Source organism: Roseibium algicola (assembly GCF_001999245.1).
GTDB classification, from domain to species: Bacteria; Pseudomonadota; Alphaproteobacteria; order Rhizobiales; family Stappiaceae; genus Roseibium; species Roseibium algicola.
The window spans coordinates 579,359-603,704 of sequence record NZ_CP019630.1 but is presented as its reverse complement, the minus strand read 5'-3'; the positions used below and the strand labels follow the sequence as shown (position 1 = coordinate 603,704).

Here is a 24,346-nt window from a genome sequence, read left to right as displayed (position 1 = left end):
ATCTGGGAGGAGAGCCCGATGTTTCAGACCTATCAATATCCGCAATACAGTTATCGTCAGTCGGAGGAGCAGCAGACAGGTACGGTCAAGCGCCACAAGGTGGTGGTGATCGGGGCTGGGCCGATCGGACTGACGGCTGCGCTTGATTTCGCCCAGCGGGGCATCCCCACCGTTGTTCTGGACGACAACAACACCGTTTCCATCGGTTCGCGCGCGGTCTGTTACGCCAAACGCCCGCTGGAGATCTGGGACAGGCTCGGCTGCGCCACACGCATGATCGACAAGGGTATCGAATGGAAGATCGGCAAGGTCTTCTTCCGCGACGACCTTGCCTACACATTCGACCTTCTGCCGGAAGACGGCCACAAGATCCCGGCCTTCATCAACCTCCAGCAATATTATCTGGAGGAATACATGGTCGACGAGGCTCAGAAATCGAACCTCATCGACTTGCGCTGGAAGCACAAGCTCCTGAACCTGCAGCAGGGTGACGATCATGTCGTGCTGACCGTCGAAACGCCTGACGGCGTCTTCAAGATGGAAGCAGACTGGGTGGTTGCCTGCGATGGCGCCAACTCCGACACACGCAAGATGGTCGGGGCAGGCTTTTCCGGCCAGTTCTTCCAGGATCGGTTCCTGATCGCCGACATCATCATGAAGGCCGATTTTCCGACCGAGCGCTGGTTCTGGTTCGACCCGCCGTTCCACCGGGGGCAGTCTGCTCTTCTGCACAAGCAGTGCGACGATGTCTGGCGGCTGGATTTTCAGCTTGGCTGGGAGGCCGATCCGGAAGAGGAGAAAAAGCCGGAAAACATCATTCCGCGCGTCAAGGCGATGCTGGGAGAGGACAAGGAGTTCGAGCTGGAATGGGCCTCCGTCTATCAGTTTGCCTGCCGGCGGATCGATAACTTCCGTTATGGCCGGGTACTGTTCGCGGGCGATGCTGCCCATCAGGTTTCACCCTTCGGCGCACGCGGCGCCAACACCGGCGTGCAGGACATCGACAATCTGGGCTGGAAGCTGAAACTGGTGCTGGACGGAGACGCCCCGGAAAGCCTCATCGACAGCTACCACACGGAGCGAGCCTTCGCGGCGGATGACAACCTGTTGAACTCGACCCGTTCCACCGATTTCATCACACCGAAAAACGAGGCCTCGCGCAGGTTCCGGGACGCGGTTCTGGATCTTTCGGAGGTGACCGACTTTGCCAAACCACTGGTCAACTCCGGACGTCTGTCGGCGCCGACACCTTATGTTGAAAGCGCGCTCAATACGGCCGACGAATCCAGTTTCGCAGGCAAGATGTCCCCGGGCACCTGTTGCGCCGACGCGCCTGTAAAAGTGAACGGCGAGGCGGCCTGGTTCCTCAACCAGATCGGCGACGGGTTCACCTTGCTTGTCTTTGGTGATGAAGCCGCAACAGATGTGTCAGCCGGCAATGTCAAGGCCCGTGTCCTGCGTGTGGGCAAGGACCTGCAGGACAAGGACGGAACACTTGCAGCCCGTTACGACGCGGCTCCCGGCACGGTCTACCTGATCCGCCCGGACCAGCATATTGCCGCTCGCTGGCGCTATTTCAACGACAACAAGGTGGAAGCCGCCTTGAAAACCGCGATGGGAGGCGCATGAACCATGGCCCTAAATCTGAAGCTGAACCTGACACGAAACCTTCCCGATCCGGACGGCTTTTATGAGTATCTGGTCTCCAGTCAGCGCCATATGAGTGACGAGGAAGCAAACTGCATGAATGCCAGGCTGATCCTCATCCTCGCCAACCAGATCGGCGATCCGGATGTCCTCAAAGCCGCCATCGACTTTGCAGCCAATCCGAAGGCGGCAGAGAAAAGGGAAGCGGCCTGAGGCAGAAGGGGTTGGAGCACGTGTGCTTCGCATTGCCGTGGCTGTTGTCCGGATGGCTTCAAAACCCTTGATTTTCTGCAACGTCGGGCACGAGGAACTTGTCATCCCAGCGAAGGCCGGGATCCAGTAATCTGCTGACCCCGCCGTGGTTTTCGGCCGGGTCTCACGGATACTGGGTCCCGGTCTCGCCGCTTGCGCGGCAAACCGGGACGACAAGGAAAGAGATCAGAAGCTGGCGCCTTTCACTCACCTCCTGAGCCGCGCCATCGCATAGGCGTCGACAAACGACCCGGAGCGGAAGGCAAAGTCCTTGTGGGTGCCTTCTATTTCGAAGCCAAGTGTCTGATAGAGCCTGACGGCGGCTTCATTGTCGGTGAAGACGGTCAATTCCAGACGGCGGATGTTCATCCAGTTGTCCGCAATCTCGATCAGCTCTGTCAGCATCGCCCGGCCGATCCCGCGTCCGGTGTAATCGTCGTGCACGCCCATGCCCAGACTGGCCGCATGTCCGCGCCGTCCGGCGGAACGGGCAAAACCGGCGGCGGCGACCAGAGTCCCGCCCAAAATGCCGACAAGGGACACCTTATCCGGTGAGGACTGGTTCACACGGGCCTCGATGTCCTTGCGCCGTGGGTAGGGCAGGCGCAAGGTACCCGCCCGGAACTTCGGCAGACCTTGCAGGACGGTCAAACCGTCCACGTCGTCCGGTCTTTCGGCGCGTATAATCAGGCCTTCGGGCCAGTTACCTGCCCTGGAGACCGGTGCAAATTCCGCGGGGATGTCTGAAATGCTCATTTTGCTCTCATTCGTTGGATCGAGAGAGCAGGCATCTGACAAACCCTGCTCTTCGAAGCAGGGTTGCGATGCGATCCGGCTAGATGTCTTCAGCCAACAGTGATCCCCTCGCGTCCCCTGCGGGAACGACGATATGCACCACGGTTAGATGAAGGGTCGCGCGATTGATCACGCCTCACAATCTTATGTTGTGCGCAGCCTGTCAATTGTCGGCATAAGATCTCGTCTGGGGGAATCTCCCCCAAGCCGTTTTGCAAACGAAATGCCTGACGTCACACTGGGAGCATCGATCATGACATTGGAGGCCGGGGTGAAAATCGGGCTGGGCGGCGGGTGCCATTGGTGCACGGAGGCCGTCTTTCAGGCAATTGCGGGCATTTCGAAGGTGGAACAGGGCTTCATCCGCTCCGATCCGCCAGAAAATGCCTGGTCAGAAGCGGTGGTGGTGACCTTCGATCCGGTCGCACTGCCGCTGGAAGTCCTGCTCGAGATCCATCTGCGCACCCACTCCAGCACCTCCCACCACAAGATGCGCGGCAAGTATCGCAGTGCCGTTTACGTCTATGACGCCGGGACAGGTGTGAAGGTCGGAAGGCTGATGCGCGCCTTGCAGCAGCGCTTTGACGAACCGCTTGTGACGCGTGTAATGACGCTTGCCGAGTTCAAGGCCTCGGACGAACAGTTCCGGAACTACTATGCCAAGGGGCCGGAACGCCCGTTCTGCAAGACCTATATCGACCCGAAGCTCGCCCTCCTGCGCAAACAATTTGTTGCTGCTCTGAAGCCGGAACGACTGGAAGCAGCGGAATAGCGAAGACTGTAAACAGGTCTGATGTTTGTCTGTCACGGATGAGGATGGGGAAAGCCGTGGCGCTCGGTGAGGGCGGTAAGGATCGCGTCCTTGTCATTGATGAAGCCGCCTTCGGAGAGCACCAGCACAGGCAGGGACTGATTGTCTTCCCCCAGAAGTTCGGCCACGTCCCTGCGTGGTTTCGGCCAGGCAATGCGGCGAACGTCAAGCCGGTCCGCAAGCTCCGGAAACGAGGCGAGCACGCCTTCCATGAGCGCGCAATGCCAGCAGTAGAATGTCTTGCCGGGATAGGCGGGGTCTTCAAATCCAGGGGCGAGTACGTAGAGCGTGTCTTTCATGCCTTGGGCCTTTGCGTCGACTCAACGGATTTGGATCTGGCGCAGCTATGCGGCAGACCTGCCCAAGCTGCAAGCTCCTGATCCATTCTGGTAAGGAAGACCATCTCGCAGGAGTAGATCACCTCTAAAAGGTCACCCCGGGCGACCGTAGGGAGTAAGTTCCGAATCTGCGCGGTGCTTGGCCGGGGAGACGCACAATTTGTGCTCGTCTGACGCCTCTCACCTCAGACAGATGCTCTCATCCGAACGGCTAGGAACCGTTCTCGCCAAAGAGGCTTTTCACCTCCGGCCATTCAGCGCCTTCATGATGAGCGGCGATTTCCAGAAAGATCTCCAGAAACTCGAAGCAGCCGTCGTCATGCACCAGATGGTGGGTCAGGAGGCCAACCGGCTCGGAGCCGGTGTTGCGCCGGCGGGTGAGCTGCAGGTCGAAGCGCAGCCGCGCGCTTTCCCAGCCGATGAAGCGCACCTGCTTTTTCCATTTCAGGATGTCGATGTGCGACTGGAGCTGATGCGCACGCGGAAAGTTGTGCCAGGTGAAGGTAGAAAGACCCGACAGGCCGATACCGGGCAGGCGGCGGGAGATTTCAGGATCGATCCGGTTCCAGGGCGGCACCATGGCCTTCACGAACTTGTCGCCAAAGAGTTCCCACAGGCGGTCATGACCTGCCTTGAGCTCGGCCATCAGGTCGTCCGGATCCCGCCGGGAACCAAGCTCGGCTGCTTTTTCGCCGAGGTCCTTCCGCTGGAAATTCTTGTGCTGCCAGCCGTGTTGCAGAACCAGCGCATGTCGTTCATCGGCGAACCGATCTGCAAGGGCTTTCGTCGCCATCTTCGGGATGACCGCGAACGCCACATCGACGTCATGATTGTTGGCAAGAGACAACATGCGTTCAAGGGCTGGTGTCGGTTCGATGGCGTCGTCGTCGCGCCACCAGAAGCGGACCTTGCGGCCGCGTTCGGCAAACCAGTCGAGATGATCGGTAAGCTCCTGCCGGAAGCGCTGCGGGTCAGTGGTCATGACATCCGGTCTTTCAGGTCTTGAAGGAGGACACGGGCGCTTTCCTCCGCACCACCCAGGCGGACGGTGTGCTTGCTGCGCGGAAGAGCCAGCGCATCGTCAATAGCAGCGGCAAGCCGCTCTGGTGTGAGGCCTGCTTCCGGCGTAACGATTGCCCGTCCATGGCCGGCAAGCGCTTCCGCGCGCTGTGTCTGTTCGGTCTCGTTGATCTGGGCAAAGGGCACGAAGACAGCCGGAACACCGGCCTGAAGAATGTCGAGCACGGTGTTGTAGCCTGCCTGGCTGACGGAAAGGCGTGCCCGTTTCAAAAGGTCCGGAAAGTCGCGCCGGGCGCGCTCGACAATGACGCCATCCACCGCGCTTTGCCGGTAAATGGCAAAGGCGTCGTCGGAAATGTCGTGACCGATCAGCACCCGCCACGGCGTGTCTTCCGCACGGCGCGACAGCGGTCTGGCTTCCAATGCCGCCGACAGCAGGCTTTCGGCAACGGCGCCGCCACCGCAGGAAATGATCACCTCGTCCTCGCCGTCCGGTCCTTCCACAGCAGGCCGTGGATCGCCGCCGACATAACCGGTGTAGCGAACCAGGTGGTCGACTTCCTCGGCAAAGGGGAAACTGTCTGCAAGGCGGATGAAGTCCGGATCGGAATGGATCAGGATCCGGTCGTAGAATTTCAGCGCCTGGTCGGCCATCCAGCGTTCTTTCCAGAGCTGCTTCTTGCGCACCAGAATGTCGCGAATGGAAGTGGCAATCAGCGGGACCTTGCTGCTCGCCTTTGCGGTTTCCAGAAGAGGGGCCAGTTCGAAGTCAAGCTGGCGACGACCGAAGGGGTAGGTCTCGGTCAGGAGCAGGTCGAAGTCGTCGGCCTCAAGAACTTGAATCGATGCTTTAACGCGAGCGATTTTCCAAGCATCGTCAATATCTTCATTGTCCAAAGTCACAAGACGCTTGAAGGTCGCGTCCGGACTTCTGCAGGCTGGCAGTTCGACGATATTCAGTGATCCGGTGTCGAGTGTCGGCGGTATGGTGTTGCCGCTGGCAAGTGTCACCTCAACGCCTTCGGCGGCCAGTGCCTTGCCGATGGCAGCGGCCCGCACGACATGGCCTGTCCCGAGCAGATGCTGAACATGTATGAGGGCCTTGAAGCTCATGCGTCTTTCGTCTCCCGGCGGCTCAAGTGGTTCCGCATGGCCTTTTCGGCAAGTGTTTCCAGCCGGGCAGCGCCTGCCGAAAGCGTATGGAAATGAAGGATGTGGTGGCGGGCTGCCAGGCCAAGCCTGTCCACAAGCGCCGGTTCCCGCATGGCACGGCTGAGGTTGGCGGCAAGTGCGGATATATCGCCCTCGGGGGACAGCAAACCCGTTTCGCCATCACGGACAATGTCGGGAACTCCGAATGTGTCACCGGCAATCACGCCGACGCCTGCTGCCTGCGCTTCCAGAAACACGAGACCAAATGCTTCCCGGATTGCGGGCCAGACGAAGAGGTCGTGCCGCGCGTATTGAGCTGGCAGGTCTTCACCGGCAAGGGCGCCGAGCCAGGTGATCCGTTCGGGTGGAAACAGGCCAAGGACCTGCTCGCGCATCGGGCCGTCGCCGATGAGCGTCAGATGCCAGGGCAGGTCCCGAAGTTCGCCCAGTGCCGCGGCAAGCACTTCGTAAGAGCGCTGCTTGTCACCTTCGCGCATCATGCCCACGGAGAGCAGTTTCAAAGGACTTGCCGCAAGCGGCTTGGCATTGGTCGATGCGGCGAGAAAGGGATCGGCATCCAGAAACGGCAGCAGGACCGACAGGCAACGATGCGGCACGACCGCCGCAAGGCATTCGGCATCAGCGTTGTGGATGGCGGCAACGGCATCGGCGCGCTTCAAGGCTTCATCCGCGGCGGCAAACCCGAAGGCCCAGTCGCCCTGCTGCCGTTTCGGCGCACGGCTGGCTTCAACGATCGCATAGGGAAGGTCGAACCGGTCGGCAAGCGCCGGGCCGATCCAGTCCGGCGCCTTGTGATAGAGATGATAGGTCAGGAACAGATCCGGCCGATAGCCTGATTGTTGCCAGTCGGCGCTTATCCGGTCTGCCTCTGCCAGCGCCTCATTCCGTACCTCTGACTGAATGCCGTCGCTGCCATCCTTGCGCCAGGACCTGAAACGGCTGGCAATCGTCACTTCGTGCCCCAGACTTTCCAGAGCCTTCACGATCAACCGTCCCATGGTCCGGTCACCGGACGGGACCGGATGATCCAGGGGCTTCATCGGGGCAGTGAAGGCAATTTTCATGGTTTTCCTGGGGTTCTGCCTAAAGGACTTTGCGGAACTTGTCTGCAAGGCGGTCGAGGCCGGGGTCTGTCGAGAACGTTGTTCTGACCCTCGTGGCCGCGGCAAGGCCGAGACCGTGACGGGTCTCGGGGGCGGTAATAAGGCGCTGCATGGCCTCGGCCAGTTCCTTTGGTGCGCCAGGGGTAACAAGCACACCGGTTTCACCGTCGAGGATCAGTTCGGGTATCGCCGAAACCTTGGTGGACAGGCAGCAGATGCCCATGGACTGGGCTTCCATCAGGACATTGGGCAGGCCGTCGCGGTCACCGGATTTCGCGAGCTTCGATGGCAGGACGAAGAGATCCGCTTCGCGGCAGGTGGCGATCACCTCCTCGCGCGGCTGCGCCCCCCGCCAGGTGATTCTGTCCGACAGTGCAAGCGCATCCGCCTGTGCCTTCAGGTGCTCGGAAAGGTCTCCGCCGCCGATATGGGTGAAGTGCCAGTTGAGAGCCGCAGGCAGTTTTGCAAGAGCATCCAGAAGGTCGTCATAGCCTTTCTTTTCCACGGCCCGGCCAACGGAAACCAGGCGCACGGGCTCACCGCTGCCATCACGCGTCGTGGCTTTGGTCTTGGGCTCCGGAAAGCCGGAAAAGTCGAGGCCGTGATAAAGCAGCTCGATCTTGTCCGGATCCTCGGCAAGGCCTTTCAGGTGTTCGGCATTGACCGCGGTACAGGTCACGCCCCAGGCCGCATCGTTGATCTTGGTTTTCAGATCCCAGTCGGGGCTGGTCCAGATGTCCTTGGCGTGTGCGGAGAAAGACCATTTGCGGCCGGATAGATGCGCCGCATAACGCGAGGTGGAGCAGGGGGTGTGCAGATAGTGGGTGTAGATCCAGGTCACGTCTTCCGGCAGTTCATGGGCGAAGACGCAACCCTGGGCCCACCGGCGTCGCCGGTCGGCGTTGGGTTGATGCGCGAAATCGGCATCGAACAGAGCCTTGGCAGCCTCGAAGGTCGGCTGTTTCTCCGCCCAGCGTTTGGCGCGGGCAACCCGGGCCGGGTCGTCTTTCACGTATTCCGGCAGATACATGACTTCTGCTGAAATCTGCCGGTGCAGATCGTGAATGTACGGGTCGTACGGCTTGCGCAGGGCGACGATCAGGATCTCGATACCTCGCCGCTCCAGACCAAGCATTTCCTGGGCGATAAAGGTTTCGGACAGGCGAGGATAGCCTTTGACCACAACGGCGATACGGGACATCGGTCAGCCCTTGAAAGAATGCGATTTGCGGGTGGCGATGGTCAGAAGTTGACCAGCTTCCGGCTGGCTGCCTGCTGTTCGTCGAAGATTTCTCCAACGCGGTTGGAGATGATATCCAGACCGCCAAGCAGGTTGTCGACGCCGGCTGCCGAAGGCGAAGCCATGCCCGGAAGTTCGGACAAGGCCGTAGCCATCAGGTCGGGATCCGGATACTGGTCGATCGGCAACACCTTCAAGAGGCCGCTTTGTTCGGCTCGCTCAGCCCGGATAGCCTGTTCCCGGCGCGGAATGACACGCGGTACCATCAGGGTTGGCTTGTCGAAGGACAGGATCTCGCAGAACGTATTGTAACCCCCCATGCCGACAATGGCAGTGGCATTGGCAAGATAGGGTTCGATCTGCGGTGTGAAGCGGATGATCTCGACGTCGCGCAGGTGTTCGGCACGCTCGCTGAACTGGGTTGCGGCGGCCGCCGGCATGAAGGGGCCAAGCACGATCAGGGCCGGGAAAAGCGGACGTTGCCGGGCTTCGTAGGCGCGCATCACCCAGTCGACCATTTCAACGCCATCGCCACCGCCGCCTGGCGTCACCAGGATATAGGGTTCTTCGTCAAACGGCGCGGGTGCGGGATTTTCAAGCGCCGATTTCGGTAGCTCGCGGCGCAGGTAACCGGTATAGCGCAGCTTGTCGCGCACCGATTGCGGCAGGTCGATGCCTTCCAGCGGATCACAGATATCTTCCGGTCCGTAGATCCAGATCTCGTCGTAAAGGTCGCGCAGGGCCGGATAGACGTTCTTGCGGTCCCACTCTTCCTTCAGCACCTTCGGGTCGTCCATGACATCGCGCAGGCCGAGTACGAGCTGGGTGTCGGTATCCTTCAGGGCTTCCAGCGTCCGCAGCACTTCCCCACGCAGGCCAAGCGGTTCCTTGTCGACGATGAAAATGTCCGGATCGAACACCTTTGCGGTGTGTTCGATGATTGATGACCTGATCGCCAACGTCTGGTCGATGTTGATATGCAGCGACAACGGCGTGTACTCGCCGTTGCGCAGCTTGATCACGCCGGGAATGCGAACGAAATCGACACGGGAGCGAAACTCGAAACTGCCGATGATCGGGGAGCCGGACAGGATCAGGACAGACAGCGTATCGAAGTCCCCGACCAGGGATTGCGCAATGGCCCGGCAGCGTCTGAGATGGCCCAACCCGAAGGAATCGTGGCTGTAAATGAGGATCTTCGGCGTCTTGGAACTCATACTGCCCCTAAATTTGTAAAACTGCCCCGAAAGGCTTATGTCTCAATTGATTGGCCCTTGTCACGTGCGGATATTTCTTGACAGGGGACTTTCGACAAGGAACGGTCTGCGGACCCTTTTAAAGCGGTTGTGGCAAATGTTAATCCCGGCTGGCGCAACTAACTCGGATCGCTAATATACCAAATATGATCTGCTTGCACATATTTGATCCTTGTCTGTTTGGATGAGCTTATGGAAAAGAGCCTTTTCGGTTTTATTTGGAAATACAGCGCCAGACAGCAAATCTTCATTCTCATGGTCACCGTACTCACATACCCGGTGGTCTATGTCCTTCTCGAACTGCCAAAACTGATTGTCAATGATGCCGTCCAGGGAGATAATTTTCCGCGGACGATCCTTGGCGTCGATTTCGATCAAGTTCCATATCTTCTTCTTCTGTGTTTTGCCTTCCTGTTTCTGGTCGTGGTTTCGAACGGGCTGAAATTCTATCTCAACGTCTACAAGGGACGTCTCGGCGAACGCATGCTCCGGCGCCTGCGGTTCGAGCTGTTCCAGCGGGTGCTTCGCTTCCGCTTGCCGCATTTCAGAAAGGTCAGTTCAGGCGAAATCATTCCGATGATCACGTCGGAAGTGGAGGATGTCGGCGGTTACATTGGTGAAGCCTTTGCGCTGCCGGCCTACCAGGGCGGCATGCTGATCGTTCAGATCGGCTTCATCTTCATGCAGGACCCGCTACTGGGGCTTGCTGCCATCAGTTCCTATCCCATCCAGGGCTATGTGATCCCGCTTTTGCAGCGCAAGGTGGTGCTGTTGTCCCGGCAGCGGGTGCGCAACATCCGCGTCATTGCCGACAAGGTTGGCGAGAGCATCACGGGCGTTGCCGAAATCCATGCCAACGACGCGGCGGCCTGGCATTCGGCGGATATCTCCGACCGCCTCTACGAGAACTTCAAGATCCGGTATGACATCTTCAACCGGAAATTCCTGATCAAGTTCCTGAACAACTTCATGAACCAGCTGACGCCGTTCTTCTTCTACCTGATCGGCGGGTATCTGGTCATTCAGGGCAATCTGAGCATCGGTGCCCTGCTGGCGGTCATCGCGGCCTACAAGGATCTGGCTGGCCCCTGGAAAGAGCTGCTTTCCTTCTACCAGATGACTGCGGACGTCAGCGTCAAGTATCAGACTGTTGTCGAAAACTTCGACCCGTCGGATATCTATGACAAGGAGCGCCTGACCTCGGACGATACGGTCGACCTTTCCGGCGACGTCAAGCTCGAGAATGTCAATTTCTCCGGCGGCGCGGCCGGACAGGAGGTTGTCGACGTTTCGCTGACCGTTCCGTCCGGCAGTGCTTGCGCGATTGTTGGTCCGGACGGATCCGGAAGGTCGGAGGTCCTGCAGCTTGCCGCCGGGCTCGTTGCGGCCGTCTCCGGCAAGGTCTGCATCGGCAGCCACGATCTCGACAAGTTGACGGACGCCACTCTCGGCCGGCAAATCGCTTATGTCGGCGGGGCAGTGCATGTCTGGACGGGTACGATCCGGGACAACCTCTATTACGGTCTGCGCCACCGTCCGCTCGTTCCGCCCCAGCGGGAGGGGGAAAGCCTGAAGAACTACAAGCGGCGGCTTGCCGAAGCCAAGGAAACACGCAACCCAACGTATGACCTTGCCGCCGATTGGGACGATTTCGCTGCCGCGGGTGTCGGTAACGAGAAAGAACTCGACACTAGGGCGCTTGAACTGCTCGAGACCGTCAAGATCGACAAGGACATCTATCGGCTCGGTCTGCAGTCGCGGTTCGATCCGACCATGGACGATGGCTTTGCCGACAAGATCCTGAACGTGCGCAAGGCACTCGCCGAGCGCATTGCCCACGAACCCGAACTCGGTGGCCTGGTCGAGCTGTGGCATCGCGATCGCTTCAATGCGAGTGCCAGCCTGGCGGACAACCTGTTCTTTGCCGTGCCGGCCGATCCGGAAATCACCATGGACCAGGTGCCGGACCTCGATGAGGTCAAGGCCTTCCTGGCGGAAACGGGCTTCGATCAGAAGCTTCAGCAAATCGGCCTCAAGATTGCCGAAACCATGCTGGAACTGTTCTCCAATGTTTCCGGCGACAGCGGTCTGCTCGGCGCTTACTCCTTCATCACGCTGGATGAGATTCCGGATTTCGAGCGCATTGTCCGTATCGCCAAGTCCGATCAGCCACGCCCGGGCCTGACAGACGCCGATCGGTCACGTCTGACCGGGCTGGCCTTCAAGCTGGTCCCCGCCCGGCATCGTCTGGGTGTCATGACCGACGAATTGAAGCGCGATATCATCAGCGCCCGCCAGACGTTCCTGGAAGAGGTCGTCAAGAACAGCGACAACTTCGTTGCCTTTGATCCGGATGTCTATCTGCCGCCGCTTACCATCGAGGACAACCTCCTGTTCGGGCGTGCACGCGTCGACCGCCGGGATGCCCGGCGGCGTATCGACGATGTTATCCGCACCATTGTCGAGGAAACCGGTTTACGGCGCCCGATCATCTATGCGGGCTTCGGATATCACGTCGGAGTGTCCGGTTCGCGCCTGTCTGCCGGCCAGCGCCGCAAGATCGCACTGGTCCGCGGTCTTCTGAAAAACGCAAAAATCACCATATTGGACGATATCGCCACCGGTATGACGGACGAGGACAAGACGCTTCGCGAAGGCTTGAGGCAAATCCTGTCCGGCAAAACATTCCTGTTCGGCACGTCCAATGCCGAAATAGCAGCTGAATTCGATCAGCGCTTCATTCTGGATCAAGGACGGCTTTCAGAAAAAGGGTAAGACGGTGGGTGTGACAATAGGTGGGCAACCGGTCTGCGGAGACCGGCCGGGCGATTCGGTTCGGTCGGAACGAAAAAACAACGGGCGCGGGAGAAGAAGATGACACTTGAAACCGAAGTCGAGGCACTCCGCAAGGTGCCATTGTTCCGCGGGATCGACGAGACCAAGCTGAGGCTTCTGGCCTTCATCAGTGATCGGACCGAGTACCCCTCCGGCGAACGTCTTTGCTCCCAGGGAGAAGAAGGTGATTGCGCCTTCATCATCCTGTCCGGCGATGCGGATGTTCTGGTCGACACGCCTGAGGGAGAAAAAAAGGTAGCGCAGGTTTCGGAAAATTCAATTGTTGGCGAAATCGCTATTCTGTGCGACGTACCAAGAACCGCGACACTGGTCGCAGCGAATGACATGGATGTTCTCACTGTTTCGAAAGACGATTTCTTGAAACTATTGAAAGAATTTCCGGATATCTCGCTGGAGGTGATGCGGACACTGGCGCTGCGGCTTGAACGGACGACCCGGGATCTTGCCGACGCACGTCGAGGGGCTGCCAGCGGTTAGGGAGTAACACGTGGCTGAGGAATTTTCGCTTCGTTGCTGGGGCGTCAGAGGGTCCACCCCGACGCCGGGGTCGAGCACACTCCGCTATGGCGGCGAAACGTCGTGTTTCGAGATCCGGGCCGGCGACGCACTGGTTCTGGTCGATTGCGGTTCCGGCGCCCGAAATCTGGGCATGGAAATCTGCAGGTGCAAGACACGAACCTTCGATTTGCTCTTCACCCATACCCATCTCGACCACATCTGCGGTCTTCCCTTTTTTAAACCTGCCTATGATCCGAGCTTCTCCGTCACTGCCTGGGCCGGACACTTTCAGGACGAAACCAGCCTCGTTGACATCGTTAGCCGGATCATGTCGCCGCCGATCTTTCCAGTGGCGGCCAAGACGTTGAAGGCGGTTGAGTTCAAGTCCTTCAATGCCGGAGACCTGATCCCGCGTACCGATGATCTCGTCATCCGCACCACGCGGCTTAACCACCCCGGTGGAGCGTGTGGTTACCGCTTCGAATTTAAGGGCAAATCGATTTGCATCATCACGGATCACGAACATGGCGATCCGGAAATTGATGCAGCTCTACCTGATTTCGTGCGCAATTCCGACGTCATGATCTATGACGCCATGTTCACTGACGACGAATACGACACCTACAAGGGTTGGGGACACTCCACCTGGCAGAAGGCTGTCGAGCTGGCAAAGGCCGGCAACGTAAAGACCCCCGTTCTCTTCCATCATGATCCGCGCAGGTCCGACGACGAGCTTGATGAAATCGGTCTCGCCGCTCAAAACGCTTATCCCGGAACACTGGTCGCCAGCGAAGGCATGACCCTCAAGCCATAAGCACCGCCCTGCCAGACAAGCCTCGTTTCAATAATAAAAAAAGGGCGGCTCAAATAGCCGCCCAAAAAATCAATAAGGCTTAAAAATAGATCGATCGCCGGTTGCTGGAATGCGGGAATCCCGAGATTGCCGCCGGAAAACAAACACTTGTGACTTGAAACGCCGTCACACGTGCCTGCCGGATACGATCAATAGTTGTTTACAGGGTGTAGGAATTACTTGCATGGTCCATTTGGACTATAAATATGTATTTTCCGCAGCTGGGGAAGGGCGGATAGTTGGCCAGTAATTGGAAGTGTGCCGGCCTCTGCAAGACTGGCGCAATGACGAAATGGTCGGAACTTGATCAATGTTAACGCGCTGCCTCCGTTTTTTGCATATGTATTGAGGTGGAGCGTCAAGGCGGAGCGGGCTTAGCGGAAGCTGAAGCGTCAATCTGGTCTGCCCGACTTCGTTTACTGGCGTGATGCCGCAAGAACTCCCGGGGGGAAGGGTTGGCTGTCGCAGCAGAAGAATTGATTAGGCTGTCGAACCTCGCTGTATCGGCGGCGCTGGATCCTGGGCGGTGGCAGGTTTTTCTCGACACGCTGAGCTGCAGCCTTGGTACGCGCGTATGCACGCAGCTGATCGGCTACGACGACCTGACCAAAGCCACACCGCTCACCTTTTCGTCAGGATACGACCCGTACATTCTGGAACTTTATGACGAGCACTACGCGGACAAGAACCCGTTTGCTGCCAACTTTGCCACCTGCAAGGTGGGAGACGTCGTATCAACCCATCAGCTGTGCCGACCTGAAACGCTGAAAAAGACCCAGTTCTACGCCGACCTTTTGTTGCCGCTTGAAGATATTACCGGTGGCGGTGGGTCGATGCTGGCGCTGGATGGCGATCGCATGTTCCTGCTCGGTGGCAACATGCGCTCGAAGGATCGCGACAAATACGAAGACGACTGGCTTCGCCTGTGCGCGCAACTCGCCCCGGTCATCCGCCAGTCACTGGAAATCAATCGGACCATCTCCGGACTGACCTTCGAGAAATGGGCTGCCGAACAGCATCTCATGGGATCTGGAACGGCGATTTTTGTGATCGATACCGCGATGCGGATCCACTATGCCTGCGCGGAGGCGCAAAAGCTCCTGGCCTCAGGCTCTCTTGTCGGTTGTGGTTTCGACAGGCGTCTGCATTTCCGGTCCGAAGAGGATCAAGGCAGGTTCGCTGGTTTCGTGCAGCTTCAATCCATGGGTGGTTTCGATGTGTTTCGAAACTGGCAGGCAAGGGATGGCAGAGGCAGGAACTGGACCTGTCGCTCAATAGGTTTGCAACTGGGGGATCTGGACAAGACGCCCTTCGGTGTTTTCATGAACAAGGCGGTCTCTGCAGTACTTCTGGCGGTCAGGCCCGAAGCCGGCAGCGATAGGTTCCTGGCTGAAATGCAGAAGAAGCTTGGTCTCAGCCCGGCAGAAGCGGCAACGGTCCTGAAGCTCGCAGACGGCCGGACACCGGCGGAAATAGCCCAGGACCGCGAGATCAGCATTTATACCGTGCGCAACCAGATCAAGGCTGCGCTCTCCAAGACCGGGTCGCGACGTCAAGCCGAACTTGTGCGCAGTGTTGAGCAATTGCGTTTGCAAGGCAACCGGTAAGGGCCTGCTCACGTCCACTCACTTTACCGCGGGGTCGCTTGCGCAATTCGCGGTGCCGGTGGAAAATCCGCGCACGAGCAACGTCTTATCGGCGGCGAGATGACCACCATATCTCAGACACTGCGTTACATCCTGCAAGGCGGACCTCCGGATACCGGCATTCCGGAACGGGTCAGGGCCGAAATCCGTGCCCGAGAAGCGTCCTCCGAGCGCCTGATAGGCTGGGTCCAGCTTGGGCTCGTGCTGTTTTTCTCACTGCTTTACGCCATTGCACCAAGGGCTGAGGGATCGGCTGGTTTCAACTTCGTGCCTATTGCCCTTGCAGCCTACTTTCTGTTCACCGTCCTTCGGCTTGTGCTGTCGTACAGGTTTGAATTGCCGCGCTGGTATCTATTTGTGTCGATCGGTGTCGACATGGCCCTCCTGGTCGGGTTGATCTTTTCGTTTCACATTCAATACGGCCAGCATCCGACGTTCTATTTGAAGACCCCAACCTTGATGTATGTCTTCCTCTTCATCGGGCTCAGGGCTTTGCGGTTCGATCCTCGCTTCGTATTGACCACAGGCCTTGTGGCGGTCACTGGCTGGCTCGGACTGGTGTTTTATGCGGTGTTCGCAGACATGGACCACATGCGCGTGACCCGTAACTATGTCGACTACCTGACGGGCAACACCATCCTGATTGGTGCCGAACTGGACAAGACCATGGTTATCCTGGCCGTGACGGTCATTCTGTCCGTTGCCCTCTACAGGGGACGGTCGATGCTGTTCGAGGCTTCGAAAGACCACGCGGCTGCAATGGACCTGAGCCGCTTCTTCTCGCCGGAAGTTGCGGCCTCTATCACCGGAGCAGACACGGAGTTGCAGGCCGGCGAAGGAAGCTTGCGCGATGCCGCCATTCTTTATGCCGACATCCGTTCCTTTACTTCCACCTCCGCCACTTTGCCTCCGGAAACTGTGCTGGCGGTCCTGGCCGAGTACCAGAACCTGGCGGTTGACGTGATCGTTGAGGAAGGAGGACGGGTAGACAAGTTTCTGGGTGACGGCATCCTGGCAACCTTCGGCGCTGTCTATCCCTCAACGACCTACGCCGCCGATGCGCTACGAGCGGCCAAACGTCTGGTGGAAACCGTGGAGCGGGAACAGCAGCGTTTTCGGGACGCCGGCTGGCCGGGACAATTGCGCATTGGAACAGCGGCTGCCGCCGGGCCGGTCACGGTCGGTGTGATCGGTTCCAGGGAGCGCCTGGAATTCACGGTCATTGGTGACGCTGTCAACTGCGCTGCCAAGCTGGAAGACGCCAACAAGAGCCAGGGAACCAAGGCGCTGACAGACAAGGCGACATTTGATCTGGCCGTTGCACAGGGCCATGATCTGCCCTTGATCGAAGCAAGGTCGGATGCGGCGGTCCAAGGTATCAAGCGTCCTGTGGACCTGGTGGTTCTGGCCAGATAGGCCGTTGGAGGGCCGCCGAACTGCCTTTTTGGTCAATACTGAAACACTTGACCGAACTGTCAATCTGGGCCAATTTGCCTTCAAAATTGACCTAATCGTCAATTGAGTAGATTAAATTCATTGATTTCAATGAATTGCATCCGTTTGGAGGTTTCTGTGAAACTGGACTCAACACTTTCAGCCATCGTGACAGGCGGTGCATCCGGGCTCGGAGCCGCCACCGCGCGCATGCTTGCGGCCGAAGGCGTCAAGGTGACGCTGTTCGATCGCAATGCCGGTCAGGGGGAAGAGGTCGCCGCAGAGATTGGCGGTGTCTTTGCCGATGTCGATGTGACTGACCAGGCAAGCGTCGAAGCCGGTTTCGAAAAGGCACGCGCAGCTCACGGCCAGGAGCGGATTCTGGTCAATTGCGCGGGTATTGCACCGGTGGCGAAGACGACGTCTCGCGGCGAACCTCACCCGATGGACATGTTCGAGAAGGTGATTTCCGTCAACCTGATCGGGTCTTTCCGGTGCCTGTCGATTGCAGCAACGGGCATGGCCGCACTGGAGCCTGTCACGGCCGACGGTGGACGTGGTGTGATTGTTTCCACGGCTTCGGTTGCTGCCTTCGATGGCCAGATCGGTCAGGTGGCCTATGCAGCCTCCAAGGCAGGGGTTGCAGGAATGACGTTGCCTGTCGCCCGTGACCTTTCCAAGTCCGGCATTCGTGTCATGACGATCGCACCGGGCATCTTCGAGACGCCCATGCTGTTGGGTCTGTCACAGGAGGTCCAGGATTCGCTTGGCCAACAAGTTCCGTTCCCTTCGCGCCTCGGCAAGGCGACCGAATATGCGAAGCTGGTCAAATCCATCTGCGAAAACGACATGCTGAACGGCGAAACCATTCGTCTCGACGGCGCAATCCGCATGGCACCCCGCTAACACCGCTGTTTGCGGGGGCTGCCAGAGCGGCAAGAAGAACAGATCTATCCGGTTGGTGGCTGAAGGGTTGCGGCCGGATAGGTTGTGTCAAAGTCCTCCAAAGTCACACTTTTTCATACGCATGACCGGAAATCCCTTTTAAGGTTACGCTACTGCTTCCGCCATATCGGGCGGAGCGAGGGGCGTAAGGGGGAATTCCGATGGCGGAAAATATGCACGAGCTTGCTCCGCATCATCTGCCGCCTTTCATACCGGCTGCGGACGGTGGTGATTGGCTTTTTACCGTGATGCTGGTCGTGCTGATTTTCGGCGGGATCCTTGTCGGGGTGTTCTATCTGCACCTGCATTCGATCCCCGAACGGCTTGCTCACAAACATGGGCGCATGCAGTTCGAGCTTGTTGCGGTCCTCGGCCTTCTGGCTCTTTTCACTCACAACAACATCTTCTGGGTTGCAGCGCTTCTGCTCGCCTTCATTCAGCTTCCCGATTTCTGGACACCGCTGGAATCGATGGCCCATTCCCTGAGTCGTCTGGCCGGAACGGGTGGTGTTTCGTCCGAAACCTTGGTCGAGCATGATCTTGAGCAGGAAGAGCAGGAGCTGGAGGCCGGCACGAGTGCGTCGGAGGGAGCGCCTCACGAACCACCGCCAACGCCAACCGGTCTTTCCACTGCATCGACAGCCGAACAGGAGAACAAACATGTTTGAGCTTCTGTTCTGTTCTCTTCTCACCATATTGCCCGACTATCTGATCCGCAGATATGTGCAGGGAAAGCGCATCGGCCGGGAAATTACGCTCTATTCGGTCTGGTTCGAGCTGCGCTACGGCATCGTGCTCTGCCTGATGCTGACCGTGTCCCTGATCACGCTGATTTTCTATTATCATCCAACGGCAACCACGGCGGTTTCGACATTCCGGACCATTCCGATACTGCCGGAAAGTTCCGGCAGGGTCGTCGAAACCTTCGTGCCGCGTGAGCTTGAAGTGGCCATCAAGGCAGGTGACCCGATTTTCAAGCTCGACAGCACGCGCCAGGAAGCGGATGTCGTGACCGCGCAACAGCAATTGGTCGAAATCCAGGGAGAGCTTGCGCTGGCCCAGAGCGAACTGGCTGTTGCCAATGCCCAGACCGAGCAGGCGCAGGCTGCACTGAAGCAGGCGCAGGACGAGCTCGACACGAGGCAGGAACTCTTCACCCGCAATGCCAATGTCGTGAGTGAACGGGACATCGAAAAGCTGCAGAACACGGTGGATGCGCGAACCGGCGCACTGCGCGCGGCGCAGTCGAATCAGGAACTCATCCAGACCAAGATCACGGTATATCTGCCCGCGCGCCTGAAAAGCGCGGAGGCCAGATTGCACGAGGCGCAAGTGGAACTGGAGAAGATGACCGTCTACGCCGGTGTGGACGGCACCATGAGCCAGTTCATCCTGCGCCCAGGTGACATCGTCAACCCGATGATGCGGCCTGCAGGCGTGCTAATTCCCACGGATGCACAGCGAGAGCGAATCGTTGCGGGTTTCGGCCAGATCGAGGCCCAGGTTCTCAAGGAAGGAATGGTGGCGGAAGCGTTCTGCGGAGCCGTACCTTTCACCATTATTCCGCTGGTCGTGACAGAAGTGCAGTCGCAGATCGCTTCCGGGCAGATAACAACCTCAGGCCAGCTTTTTGATGCCGCTCAAAGTGTGAAACCGGCAACGATCACCACCTTGCTGGAACCGCTTTACGAAGACGGCCTGGCTGACTTGCCACCGGGCGCAATTTGCACGGTCAACGCTTACACCAGCAATCATGACCGTCTGTCGTCGGGCGAACCGATTGGAACCGGTGAGTTCATCTTCCTGCACGTGGTCGACACGGTCGGTCTCGTCCATGCCATGATCATTCGGCTTCAGGCGCTGCTGTTCCCGATCCAGACGCTGGTGCTGACGGGCCACTAGAACAAAAACATCCCGGCGGGACGGTGGGAAACCGTCCTGACGGGGTGCGTATCATTCACTTCTTGTAGCTGACCACTTCAAACTCGATGCCATCGTCATCGTCGAAATAGAACCTGCGACCCGGCTCGTAGTCGCCGTGATTGTGCGTGTGATAGCCATCGGCCTTGATCACTGCTTCGGTTGCGTCGATGTCGTCGACGACGACCGCGATGTGGTTGAGCCCACCGTGGTGGCTGTAGCTGTCTCCGGCAACCTTGCTGGTTGTACCAGGCGGTGAATAGGCCGCCACGTAGCTGGTTTCGTTGCCGATGTGATACGTCGTGCCGCCGCCAAGGCTTGCACCTTTCCAGCGAACCTTCCAGCCGAACCAGCTTTCCAGACGTTTGGCGGTCGCTTCCGGGTCACTGACCGTGACGTTCACATGTTCCAGGAATGCACTGCTCATCTCGGTGTCCTTTCAGGGTTTGACCTTTTGTGGACACCAGACATAATTCCTCAACCTTAGTTGAGGTCAAGAGAGACGAGGCGATATTTTGACGAAGGTTATGAAAGGCACCGATCTTCTAACCATCGGGGATCTGTCCGAGCGGACGGGACTGTCCGTTTCGGCGATCCGGTTTTACGAAGAGAAGGGACTGGTGCACCCAAGCCGGAACGCTGGCGGCCAGCGGCGATTCTTAAGGGCCGACATCAGGCGCCTGTCCTTTGTACTGGTCGCACAGGAATTCGGGTTCTCGATTGCGGAGATCGCGGCGCAGCTCCAAAGGTTGCCGGAGGGGCGGGCACCGACCAAGGCGGACTGGACAAGGATCAGCAGAGATTTCCGATCTCACCTTGATCGGAAAATCGAACGGATGACCGCCTTGCGCAACAAGCTTGATGGCTGCATCGGCTGCGGATGCCTGTCTATGAAAACTTGCCAGCTCTACAACGCAGGAGACGCAGCGGCCAGCAAGGGACGTGGCCCCCGCTTTCTCCTTGGCGATCGTCCGGATTTCGCCAGGGACTGACTCACAAGCGGCTTTGGAAAAGTTGCCGGGACGCCAATAGGCTGTCCCGGCTCCTGATTTCACCTGTTGTCCAGTTGAGCCCTTACACGTTTCAGACCCAGCGGCGTGATCCGATAAGGGCCGCTGTTCCTGGAGGCGATCAGCCGTTTGTATTTCAGCTTATGGAAAAGCTGTGGTGAGCAGCCGCTCCAGAACCAGCCTTCACGGGTGACGGTTTCATGTTTGATGACACGGCCATCCTCATCCTTTTCCAGAAGGATATAGCCGCCTTGAGCCAGCAGGTGGAGGACCCGCTGCTCGGCTTTGGAAATGTCCATTGATTTGAATTTGCCTGAAAGTATGCACAGATCTTCAGTCACCGCAGCTAATCGCCTGCAGTGCTGATGTGACTGGCCCCGACTGACGTCAGCCGGGGTCTACCGGGACTGTTGCAATCCGCGCATAAAACCTCTCAGTTGGAGGGAAGGCCCTTAGCACACGCTGCCAAACGCGACAACGCGCCGAGGCTCAATGCAGCGGTGAGGCTGGGAGATTTGCAGAGGCTGTTGCAAATCTGCTGCGATCTGGAAACGCAGGATTTCGATTTCCTGGTTCGACCGGGTGAAAACGCTTCAGCTGTGTTCAGCCGGCCAGTAGCCGTTGTCCGGGTTGCGGGAAACCGCAATGGCCTCGACATCCCGCGAGCCGCAGGAAGCGCAAGTAAGTGTTTCGCTCAAGGACGAGACTTTCTGGTCTCCGGTGAACCGTGAAAAGTTCATGTAACGGAACCGGCCACAGTGATTGCACAATATGGCAAGGCGTCGGTCGGTCTTGAAGAGCGTGTCGACTGTTGGGTCGTCTGTTTCAATAGATGAGAGTAAAGTCATGGCCTTTAAAACTTAATTTAAGGAATGGGAGCTGCCAGAGGCAATGCATGTCAAATACTTGCATTCACAAAAGTAGCACAGAGTTTTGCTGTACAAAACCGTCTAAATTTAGGTGAGCTGAGGGTCATGTCCCCGCGTTATGCCAGGAAAATGGGACTGTTTCATTCAATTACATGGCTTTACGCCCAACTGCTGAGACGAGACTGCAGCAATTTGCCGCCGGACTTATGTCCTTAAACTTGGAAACCGGCTCGCATTTTGTCCCGCACAAGGCTATGAGGAAGCCATGATGACGCTTTCAGAAACCTGGTACGACCTCTTCGGCCTTGCTGGCCTGCTCAACCCGTTTGCGCTGCTGATCGGCGGGTATCTGGGGTGGAAGGCCGACCGGCTGCAAAAGCTCTGGATCGCGGGATTCGCGGCGGCAGCGCTGACGCTCATTCTGGATGTGGCGATTGGCGCGCTGCCCGTGCCGCAGCCTTTTGCGCATGATGCCGGTGCGCTGGCTGTCTTTCCGTTCCGCTTTGTCGGCGGTTTGATTGCGTCTGCCGTGACCTATTGGCTCAGCCGCCGCGTGAAGCGCGCCTGAAGCCGGTGCTGCCGCGTTTTCAGCTGTCGATCCAGCTGTTGAACAGGGGAGCGTTGGGACAGTTCGGCAGGGCTTCATCCGCGCCATCGGGATGGCGTTCAAGCCAGGCACGACAGGCTTCGGTTTCGCTGCAGTTGATGCATCGATAGGCGGCAGACCTTAACGCCGCACCCGTGTGCACACCGGTCGGGACGTGGTTCATCGCGCCGATTGTGTCCAGCATCCTGCCCATCAGTTCCGCGCGTTCGTTGAGGCGATCCATCCAGTTCAAGCCGTTTCTCCTTCCGACGGGACATGTGCAGACATTGTCTGCCAAGGCCTTCTGTCTCTTGATGCCGCTCTGGTTTCCGGCACCGGTTATGAAGGACACAATGCAGCAGAAACACCTGCGTTACCTTGATCAGGGTCAACTCTGGGCAAGCATTGCGAAACCAGCCATACTGCAGGTTCATGATTCTGAACCCCTGCCAGGCCGCCTCCTGCAAATCGGAGCGCCGCAACACCTGGAGACGGTGGGATGGTTGAAACGGTAAGCGCCTCGCCGCTGCCCCAGGCAACCGGCAATGGCACAGTAACTCAGGGACTTGTGCCGGGAACGGAACTCAAGGCCAAGGTTGAGGCAAACCTGCCGGGTGGTGTGGTGCGCCTTGCGACACCCGACGCAAAACTGGAGCTGCGTGTTCCCGCACCACTTCCTGAAGGCGGCGAGGTTACAGTTACCGTCAGCGGCTCCAAACAGCAACCTGCGATCCTGATCACTGTGGGCAAGGAGCAGCCGCAGCAGCAACCTTCCGCGCCGGCGACAGCTTCTCAAGCCCAAGCATCCCAAGCCCAAGCATCCCAAGCTCAAGCACCCCAAGTACAGGCGTCAAAGGGCCAGACCGGCCAGGCTCCTGGGCAATCCGAATCCGGAGCGCCCCTGCAACCGCAACCTTCAACGGCAACCGCCTATCCGCGGCCGTCGCCGGTTCTGGCGCATCTGGTTCAGGTCCTTTCGGTCAACACGGCTCCGGGCCAGACTGCCGGCAATCCCCAGACCTTGCCGCAAACACCTCTGCCGGGGGCGTCTTCGCCAACCAGCGCTCCGCCGGCGGCCGGCGCCGCGCAGCCTCCGGCTTCAGGAAACGTCGCAACCGGTCAGCCTCTTCCGCCGACAGGAGCATCTGGACAAACAATCGCTGGAGTGACACCTCCGGCAGGGGCTTCTACGCAGAACTCGGCGTCGACGCAGCCAGCTGCTGCCCCGTCCCAGGGTTCCGCACCTGCGCCAAATGGCCTTTCGGGTGGGCCCGCGCAGCCGCAAGTCGCTACCGCGCCACCGGTGGGCACGCCATCTTCCGGGATCTCTCAACCGGGACAGCCTGCACCTCCGGCAGGGTCTGCGGCTGGGCAAGTGCCGTCGGGGGGAGGCGTACCTGTTACGGCTGCTACCGGACAAGGTGCGGCGAGCCTGTCGAACCTGACCGGTGGACAACCGGTTTCGCAGCCGGCAGCAGTTGCCTCAACGGTTACAGGCATGCCCACGCAACCCGGAACATCGGTGAACCAGCCCGTAGCGAACGCTGCCGCAGTTTCACCTGCCGCTGGTTCTGTTCAGGCACCACCATCCACGGTTTCTGCGGGCACGCTGGCAACGCCAGCACCGCCGCCTTTACAAGGTAATCCGGCAGCTCCAGTGGGGGCTGCTTCAGGAAACGCGCCTGCACCTGCCACAAGCGCCGCTGGTGTGCAAAGTGCAGTCCCCGGAAAAGCGCCCGGTCAGGTTCCGGCAGGTGCAGGGGCCGGAGCGCCGGTATCAAGCACGGTGCAGGCAAATACCCAGTCGGGGGGGCCGCCTGGATCAACGCCTGTCCAGGGCTCGCAATTCGCATCAACCGCCGCGGGGGCGGGTGCCAACTCCGCTTCTCCTCCAGCTGCAAGCCTGCCTGGCACAGGCGTGCCCAATCAAGCTACAGGGCAGTCAAACGGCGCATTTCAGACAGTTGGAGGACAGCCCGTAGTCCTGACGCGAACGGCGATCCCTCAGACTTATCCTGCATCCGTTGGTGCATCCGTGCCGACTGCGGGAGCCCCGAACCCAACCGCGCAGGCTTCAGGGGTGGGGCAGCAGCC

23 protein-coding genes are annotated in these 24,346 nt (G+C 58.8%); 13 read left to right on the top strand and 10 right to left on the bottom strand.

Annotated features, from left to right (window positions below; translation table 11 throughout):
* The first annotated feature begins 18 nt into the window (after positions 1–18).
* Positions 19–1,629: an FAD-dependent oxidoreductase gene (locus B0E33_RS02925; RefSeq protein ID WP_077290376.1), complete on the top strand. Its 1,611-nt coding sequence runs from the start codon at positions 19–21 to the stop codon at positions 1,627–1,629.
* 3 nt (positions 1,630–1,632) lie between these two features.
* Complete coding sequence (locus B0E33_RS02920; protein WP_075282037.1) at positions 1,633–1,860, top strand: DUF2783 domain-containing protein; 228 nt, start codon at positions 1,633–1,635, stop codon at positions 1,858–1,860.
* Positions 1,861–2,106: 246 nt separating this feature from the next.
* Here the strand turns inward: B0E33_RS02920 and B0E33_RS02915 are convergent, their stop codons facing one another.
* Positions 2,107–2,655, bottom strand: a complete 549-nt coding sequence (locus B0E33_RS02915) for a GNAT family N-acetyltransferase (RefSeq protein WP_077290375.1) — start codon at positions 2,653–2,655, stop codon at positions 2,107–2,109.
* Between the two features lie 292 nt (positions 2,656–2,947).
* On the opposite strand from B0E33_RS02915, the gene B0E33_RS02910 reads away from it, so the two are divergent.
* Positions 2,948–3,466 carry a peptide-methionine (S)-S-oxide reductase gene (locus tag B0E33_RS02910; protein ID WP_077293119.1) on the top strand — a complete coding sequence of 173 codons (519 nt, stop codon included), beginning with the start codon at positions 2,948–2,950 and terminating at the stop codon, positions 3,464–3,466.
* 32 nt (positions 3,467–3,498) lie between these two features.
* Here the strand turns inward: B0E33_RS02910 and B0E33_RS02905 are convergent, their stop codons facing one another.
* The 6 genes from B0E33_RS02905 to B0E33_RS02880 all read right to left on the bottom strand — a co-directional run bounded on the left by B0E33_RS02905 (position 3,499) and on the right by B0E33_RS02880 (position 9,596).
* Positions 3,499–3,804, bottom strand: a complete 306-nt coding sequence (locus B0E33_RS02905; RefSeq protein ID WP_077290374.1) for a DUF3088 domain-containing protein — start codon at positions 3,802–3,804, stop codon at positions 3,499–3,501.
* Positions 3,805–4,054: 250 nt separating this feature from the next.
* Complete coding sequence (locus B0E33_RS02900; protein WP_077290373.1) at positions 4,055–4,825, bottom strand: polysaccharide deacetylase family protein; 771 nt, start codon at positions 4,823–4,825, stop codon at positions 4,055–4,057.
* Positions 4,822–5,976, bottom strand: a complete 1,155-nt coding sequence (locus tag B0E33_RS02895) for a glycosyltransferase family protein (RefSeq protein WP_077290372.1) — start codon at positions 5,974–5,976, stop codon at positions 4,822–4,824. The genes B0E33_RS02900 and B0E33_RS02895 overlap by 4 nt, the downstream gene beginning before the upstream one ends.
* Positions 5,973–7,100 carry a glycosyltransferase family 4 protein gene (locus tag B0E33_RS02890; protein ID WP_077290371.1) on the bottom strand — a complete coding sequence of 376 codons (1,128 nt, stop codon included), beginning with the start codon at positions 7,098–7,100 and terminating at the stop codon, positions 5,973–5,975. Before B0E33_RS02890 ends, B0E33_RS02895 begins: the two co-directional genes overlap by 4 nt.
* Positions 7,101–7,119: 19 nt before the next feature.
* On the bottom strand, positions 7,120–8,340 hold the full coding sequence (locus B0E33_RS02885; protein WP_077290370.1) for a glycosyltransferase family 4 protein: 1,221 nt from the start codon (positions 8,338–8,340) through the stop codon (positions 7,120–7,122).
* Positions 8,341–8,381: 41 nt separating this feature from the next.
* Positions 8,382–9,596 (bottom strand): glycosyltransferase family protein, encoded by a 1,215-nt coding sequence (locus B0E33_RS02880; RefSeq protein ID WP_077290369.1) that lies wholly within the window; start codon positions 9,594–9,596, stop codon positions 8,382–8,384.
* Positions 9,597–9,827: 231 nt separating this feature from the next.
* On the opposite strand from B0E33_RS02880, the gene B0E33_RS02875 reads away from it, so the two are divergent.
* The 8 genes from B0E33_RS02875 (at position 9,828) to B0E33_RS02840 (ending at position 19,769) form a co-directional block, all read left to right on the top strand.
* Entirely contained in the window at positions 9,828–12,410 is a 2,583-nt protein-coding gene (locus tag B0E33_RS02875; RefSeq protein ID WP_022997786.1) for an ABC transporter ATP-binding protein/permease, read from the top strand.
* 99 nt (positions 12,411–12,509) lie between these two features.
* Positions 12,510–12,968, top strand: coding sequence for a cyclic nucleotide-binding domain-containing protein (locus B0E33_RS02870; RefSeq protein WP_006931293.1), 459 nt, complete (start codon positions 12,510–12,512; stop codon positions 12,966–12,968).
* Positions 12,969–12,978: 10 nt separating this feature from the next.
* Positions 12,979–13,803 (top strand): MBL fold metallo-hydrolase, encoded by an 825-nt coding sequence (locus B0E33_RS02865; protein ID WP_077290368.1) that lies wholly within the window; start codon positions 12,979–12,981, stop codon positions 13,801–13,803.
* 494 nt (positions 13,804–14,297) lie between these two features.
* The gene (locus tag B0E33_RS02860) at positions 14,298–15,449 is read left to right on the top strand and encodes a helix-turn-helix transcriptional regulator (protein ID WP_077290367.1); all 1,152 of its coding nucleotides are present in this window, start codon (positions 14,298–14,300) and stop codon (positions 15,447–15,449) included.
* 99 nt (positions 15,450–15,548) lie between these two features.
* Complete coding sequence (locus B0E33_RS02855) at positions 15,549–16,904, top strand: adenylate/guanylate cyclase domain-containing protein (protein ID WP_077290366.1); 1,356 nt, start codon at positions 15,549–15,551, stop codon at positions 16,902–16,904.
* Between the two features lie 129 nt (positions 16,905–17,033).
* Positions 17,034–17,828, top strand: coding sequence for an SDR family NAD(P)-dependent oxidoreductase (locus B0E33_RS02850; protein ID WP_370200568.1), 795 nt, complete (start codon positions 17,034–17,036; stop codon positions 17,826–17,828).
* Between the two features lie 200 nt (positions 17,829–18,028).
* Positions 18,029–18,535 (top strand): hypothetical protein, encoded by a 507-nt coding sequence (locus B0E33_RS02845; protein WP_156912334.1) that lies wholly within the window; start codon positions 18,029–18,031, stop codon positions 18,533–18,535.
* Positions 18,528–19,769, top strand: a complete 1,242-nt coding sequence (locus B0E33_RS02840; protein WP_077290365.1) for an HlyD family secretion protein — start codon at positions 18,528–18,530, stop codon at positions 19,767–19,769. Before B0E33_RS02845 ends, B0E33_RS02840 begins: the two co-directional genes overlap by 8 nt.
* 55 nt (positions 19,770–19,824) lie before the next feature.
* On the opposite strand, the gene B0E33_RS02835 is transcribed toward B0E33_RS02840, so the two are convergent.
* Positions 19,825–20,214, bottom strand: a complete 390-nt coding sequence (locus tag B0E33_RS02835) for a VOC family protein (RefSeq protein WP_077290364.1) — start codon at positions 20,212–20,214, stop codon at positions 19,825–19,827.
* Positions 20,215–20,314: 100 nt separating this feature from the next.
* On the opposite strand from B0E33_RS02835, the gene soxR reads away from it, so the two are divergent.
* Complete coding sequence (soxR, locus tag B0E33_RS02830) at positions 20,315–20,779, top strand: redox-sensitive transcriptional activator SoxR (protein WP_055658778.1); 465 nt, start codon at positions 20,315–20,317, stop codon at positions 20,777–20,779.
* A 59-nt stretch (positions 20,780–20,838) separates the two neighbouring features.
* Here soxR and B0E33_RS02825 read toward each other — a convergent pair whose 3' ends face one another.
* Positions 20,839–21,096: a YjhX family toxin gene (locus tag B0E33_RS02825; protein WP_077290363.1), complete on the bottom strand. Its 258-nt coding sequence runs from the start codon at positions 21,094–21,096 to the stop codon at positions 20,839–20,841.
* Positions 21,097–21,931: 835 nt separating this feature from the next.
* On the opposite strand from B0E33_RS02825, the gene B0E33_RS02820 reads away from it, so the two are divergent.
* Positions 21,932–22,234 carry a hypothetical protein gene (locus tag B0E33_RS02820; protein ID WP_022997774.1) on the top strand — a complete coding sequence of 101 codons (303 nt, stop codon included), beginning with the start codon at positions 21,932–21,934 and terminating at the stop codon, positions 22,232–22,234.
* Between the two features lie 19 nt (positions 22,235–22,253).
* Here B0E33_RS02820 and B0E33_RS02815 read toward each other — a convergent pair whose 3' ends face one another.
* The gene (locus B0E33_RS02815) at positions 22,254–22,496 is read right to left on the bottom strand and encodes a DUF6455 family protein (RefSeq protein ID WP_062489387.1); all 243 of its coding nucleotides are present in this window, start codon (positions 22,494–22,496) and stop codon (positions 22,254–22,256) included.
* Positions 22,497–24,346: the final 1,850 nt, after the last annotated feature.

Bases quoted from the DNA above. Each gene is read 5' to 3' on its own strand.
- B0E33_RS02925 (WP_077290376.1), top strand. From the start codon at position 19: ATGTTTCAGACCTATCAATATCCGCAATACAGTTATCGTCAGTCGGAG.
- B0E33_RS02920 (WP_075282037.1), top strand. From the start codon at position 1,633: ATGGCCCTAAATCTGAAGCTGAACCTGACACGAAACCTTCCCGATCCG.
- B0E33_RS02915 (WP_077290375.1), bottom strand. From the start codon at position 2,655: ATGAGCATTTCAGACATCCCCGCGGAATTTGCACCGGTCTCCAGGGCA.
- B0E33_RS02910 (WP_077293119.1), top strand. From the start codon at position 2,948: ATGACATTGGAGGCCGGGGTGAAAATCGGGCTGGGCGGCGGGTGCCAT.
- B0E33_RS02905 (WP_077290374.1), bottom strand. From the start codon at position 3,804: ATGAAAGACACGCTCTACGTACTCGCCCCTGGATTTGAAGACCCCGCC.
- B0E33_RS02900 (WP_077290373.1), bottom strand. From the start codon at position 4,825: ATGACCACTGACCCGCAGCGCTTCCGGCAGGAGCTTACCGATCATCTC.
- B0E33_RS02895 (WP_077290372.1), bottom strand. From the start codon at position 5,976: ATGAGCTTCAAGGCCCTCATACATGTTCAGCATCTGCTCGGGACAGGC.
- B0E33_RS02890 (WP_077290371.1), bottom strand. From the start codon at position 7,100: ATGAAAATTGCCTTCACTGCCCCGATGAAGCCCCTGGATCATCCGGTC.
- B0E33_RS02885 (WP_077290370.1), bottom strand. From the start codon at position 8,340: ATGTCCCGTATCGCCGTTGTGGTCAAAGGCTATCCTCGCCTGTCCGAA.
- B0E33_RS02880 (WP_077290369.1), bottom strand. From the start codon at position 9,596: ATGAGTTCCAAGACGCCGAAGATCCTCATTTACAGCCACGATTCCTTC.
- B0E33_RS02875 (WP_022997786.1), top strand. From the start codon at position 9,828: ATGGAAAAGAGCCTTTTCGGTTTTATTTGGAAATACAGCGCCAGACAG.
- B0E33_RS02870 (WP_006931293.1), top strand. From the start codon at position 12,510: ATGACACTTGAAACCGAAGTCGAGGCACTCCGCAAGGTGCCATTGTTC.
- B0E33_RS02855 (WP_077290366.1), top strand. From the start codon at position 15,549: ATGACCACCATATCTCAGACACTGCGTTACATCCTGCAAGGCGGACCT.
- B0E33_RS02850 (WP_370200568.1), top strand. From the start codon at position 17,034: ATGAATTGCATCCGTTTGGAGGTTTCTGTGAAACTGGACTCAACACTT.
- B0E33_RS02845 (WP_156912334.1), top strand. From the start codon at position 18,029: ATGGCGGAAAATATGCACGAGCTTGCTCCGCATCATCTGCCGCCTTTC.
- B0E33_RS02840 (WP_077290365.1), top strand. From the start codon at position 18,528: ATGTTTGAGCTTCTGTTCTGTTCTCTTCTCACCATATTGCCCGACTAT.
- B0E33_RS02835 (WP_077290364.1), bottom strand. From the start codon at position 20,214: ATGAGCAGTGCATTCCTGGAACATGTGAACGTCACGGTCAGTGACCCG.
- soxR (WP_055658778.1), top strand. From the start codon at position 20,315: ATGAAAGGCACCGATCTTCTAACCATCGGGGATCTGTCCGAGCGGACG.
- B0E33_RS02825 (WP_077290363.1), bottom strand. From the start codon at position 21,096: ATGGACATTTCCAAAGCCGAGCAGCGGGTCCTCCACCTGCTGGCTCAA.
- B0E33_RS02820 (WP_022997774.1), top strand. From the start codon at position 21,932: ATGATGACGCTTTCAGAAACCTGGTACGACCTCTTCGGCCTTGCTGGC.
- B0E33_RS02815 (WP_062489387.1), bottom strand. From the start codon at position 22,496: ATGGATCGCCTCAACGAACGCGCGGAACTGATGGGCAGGATGCTGGAC.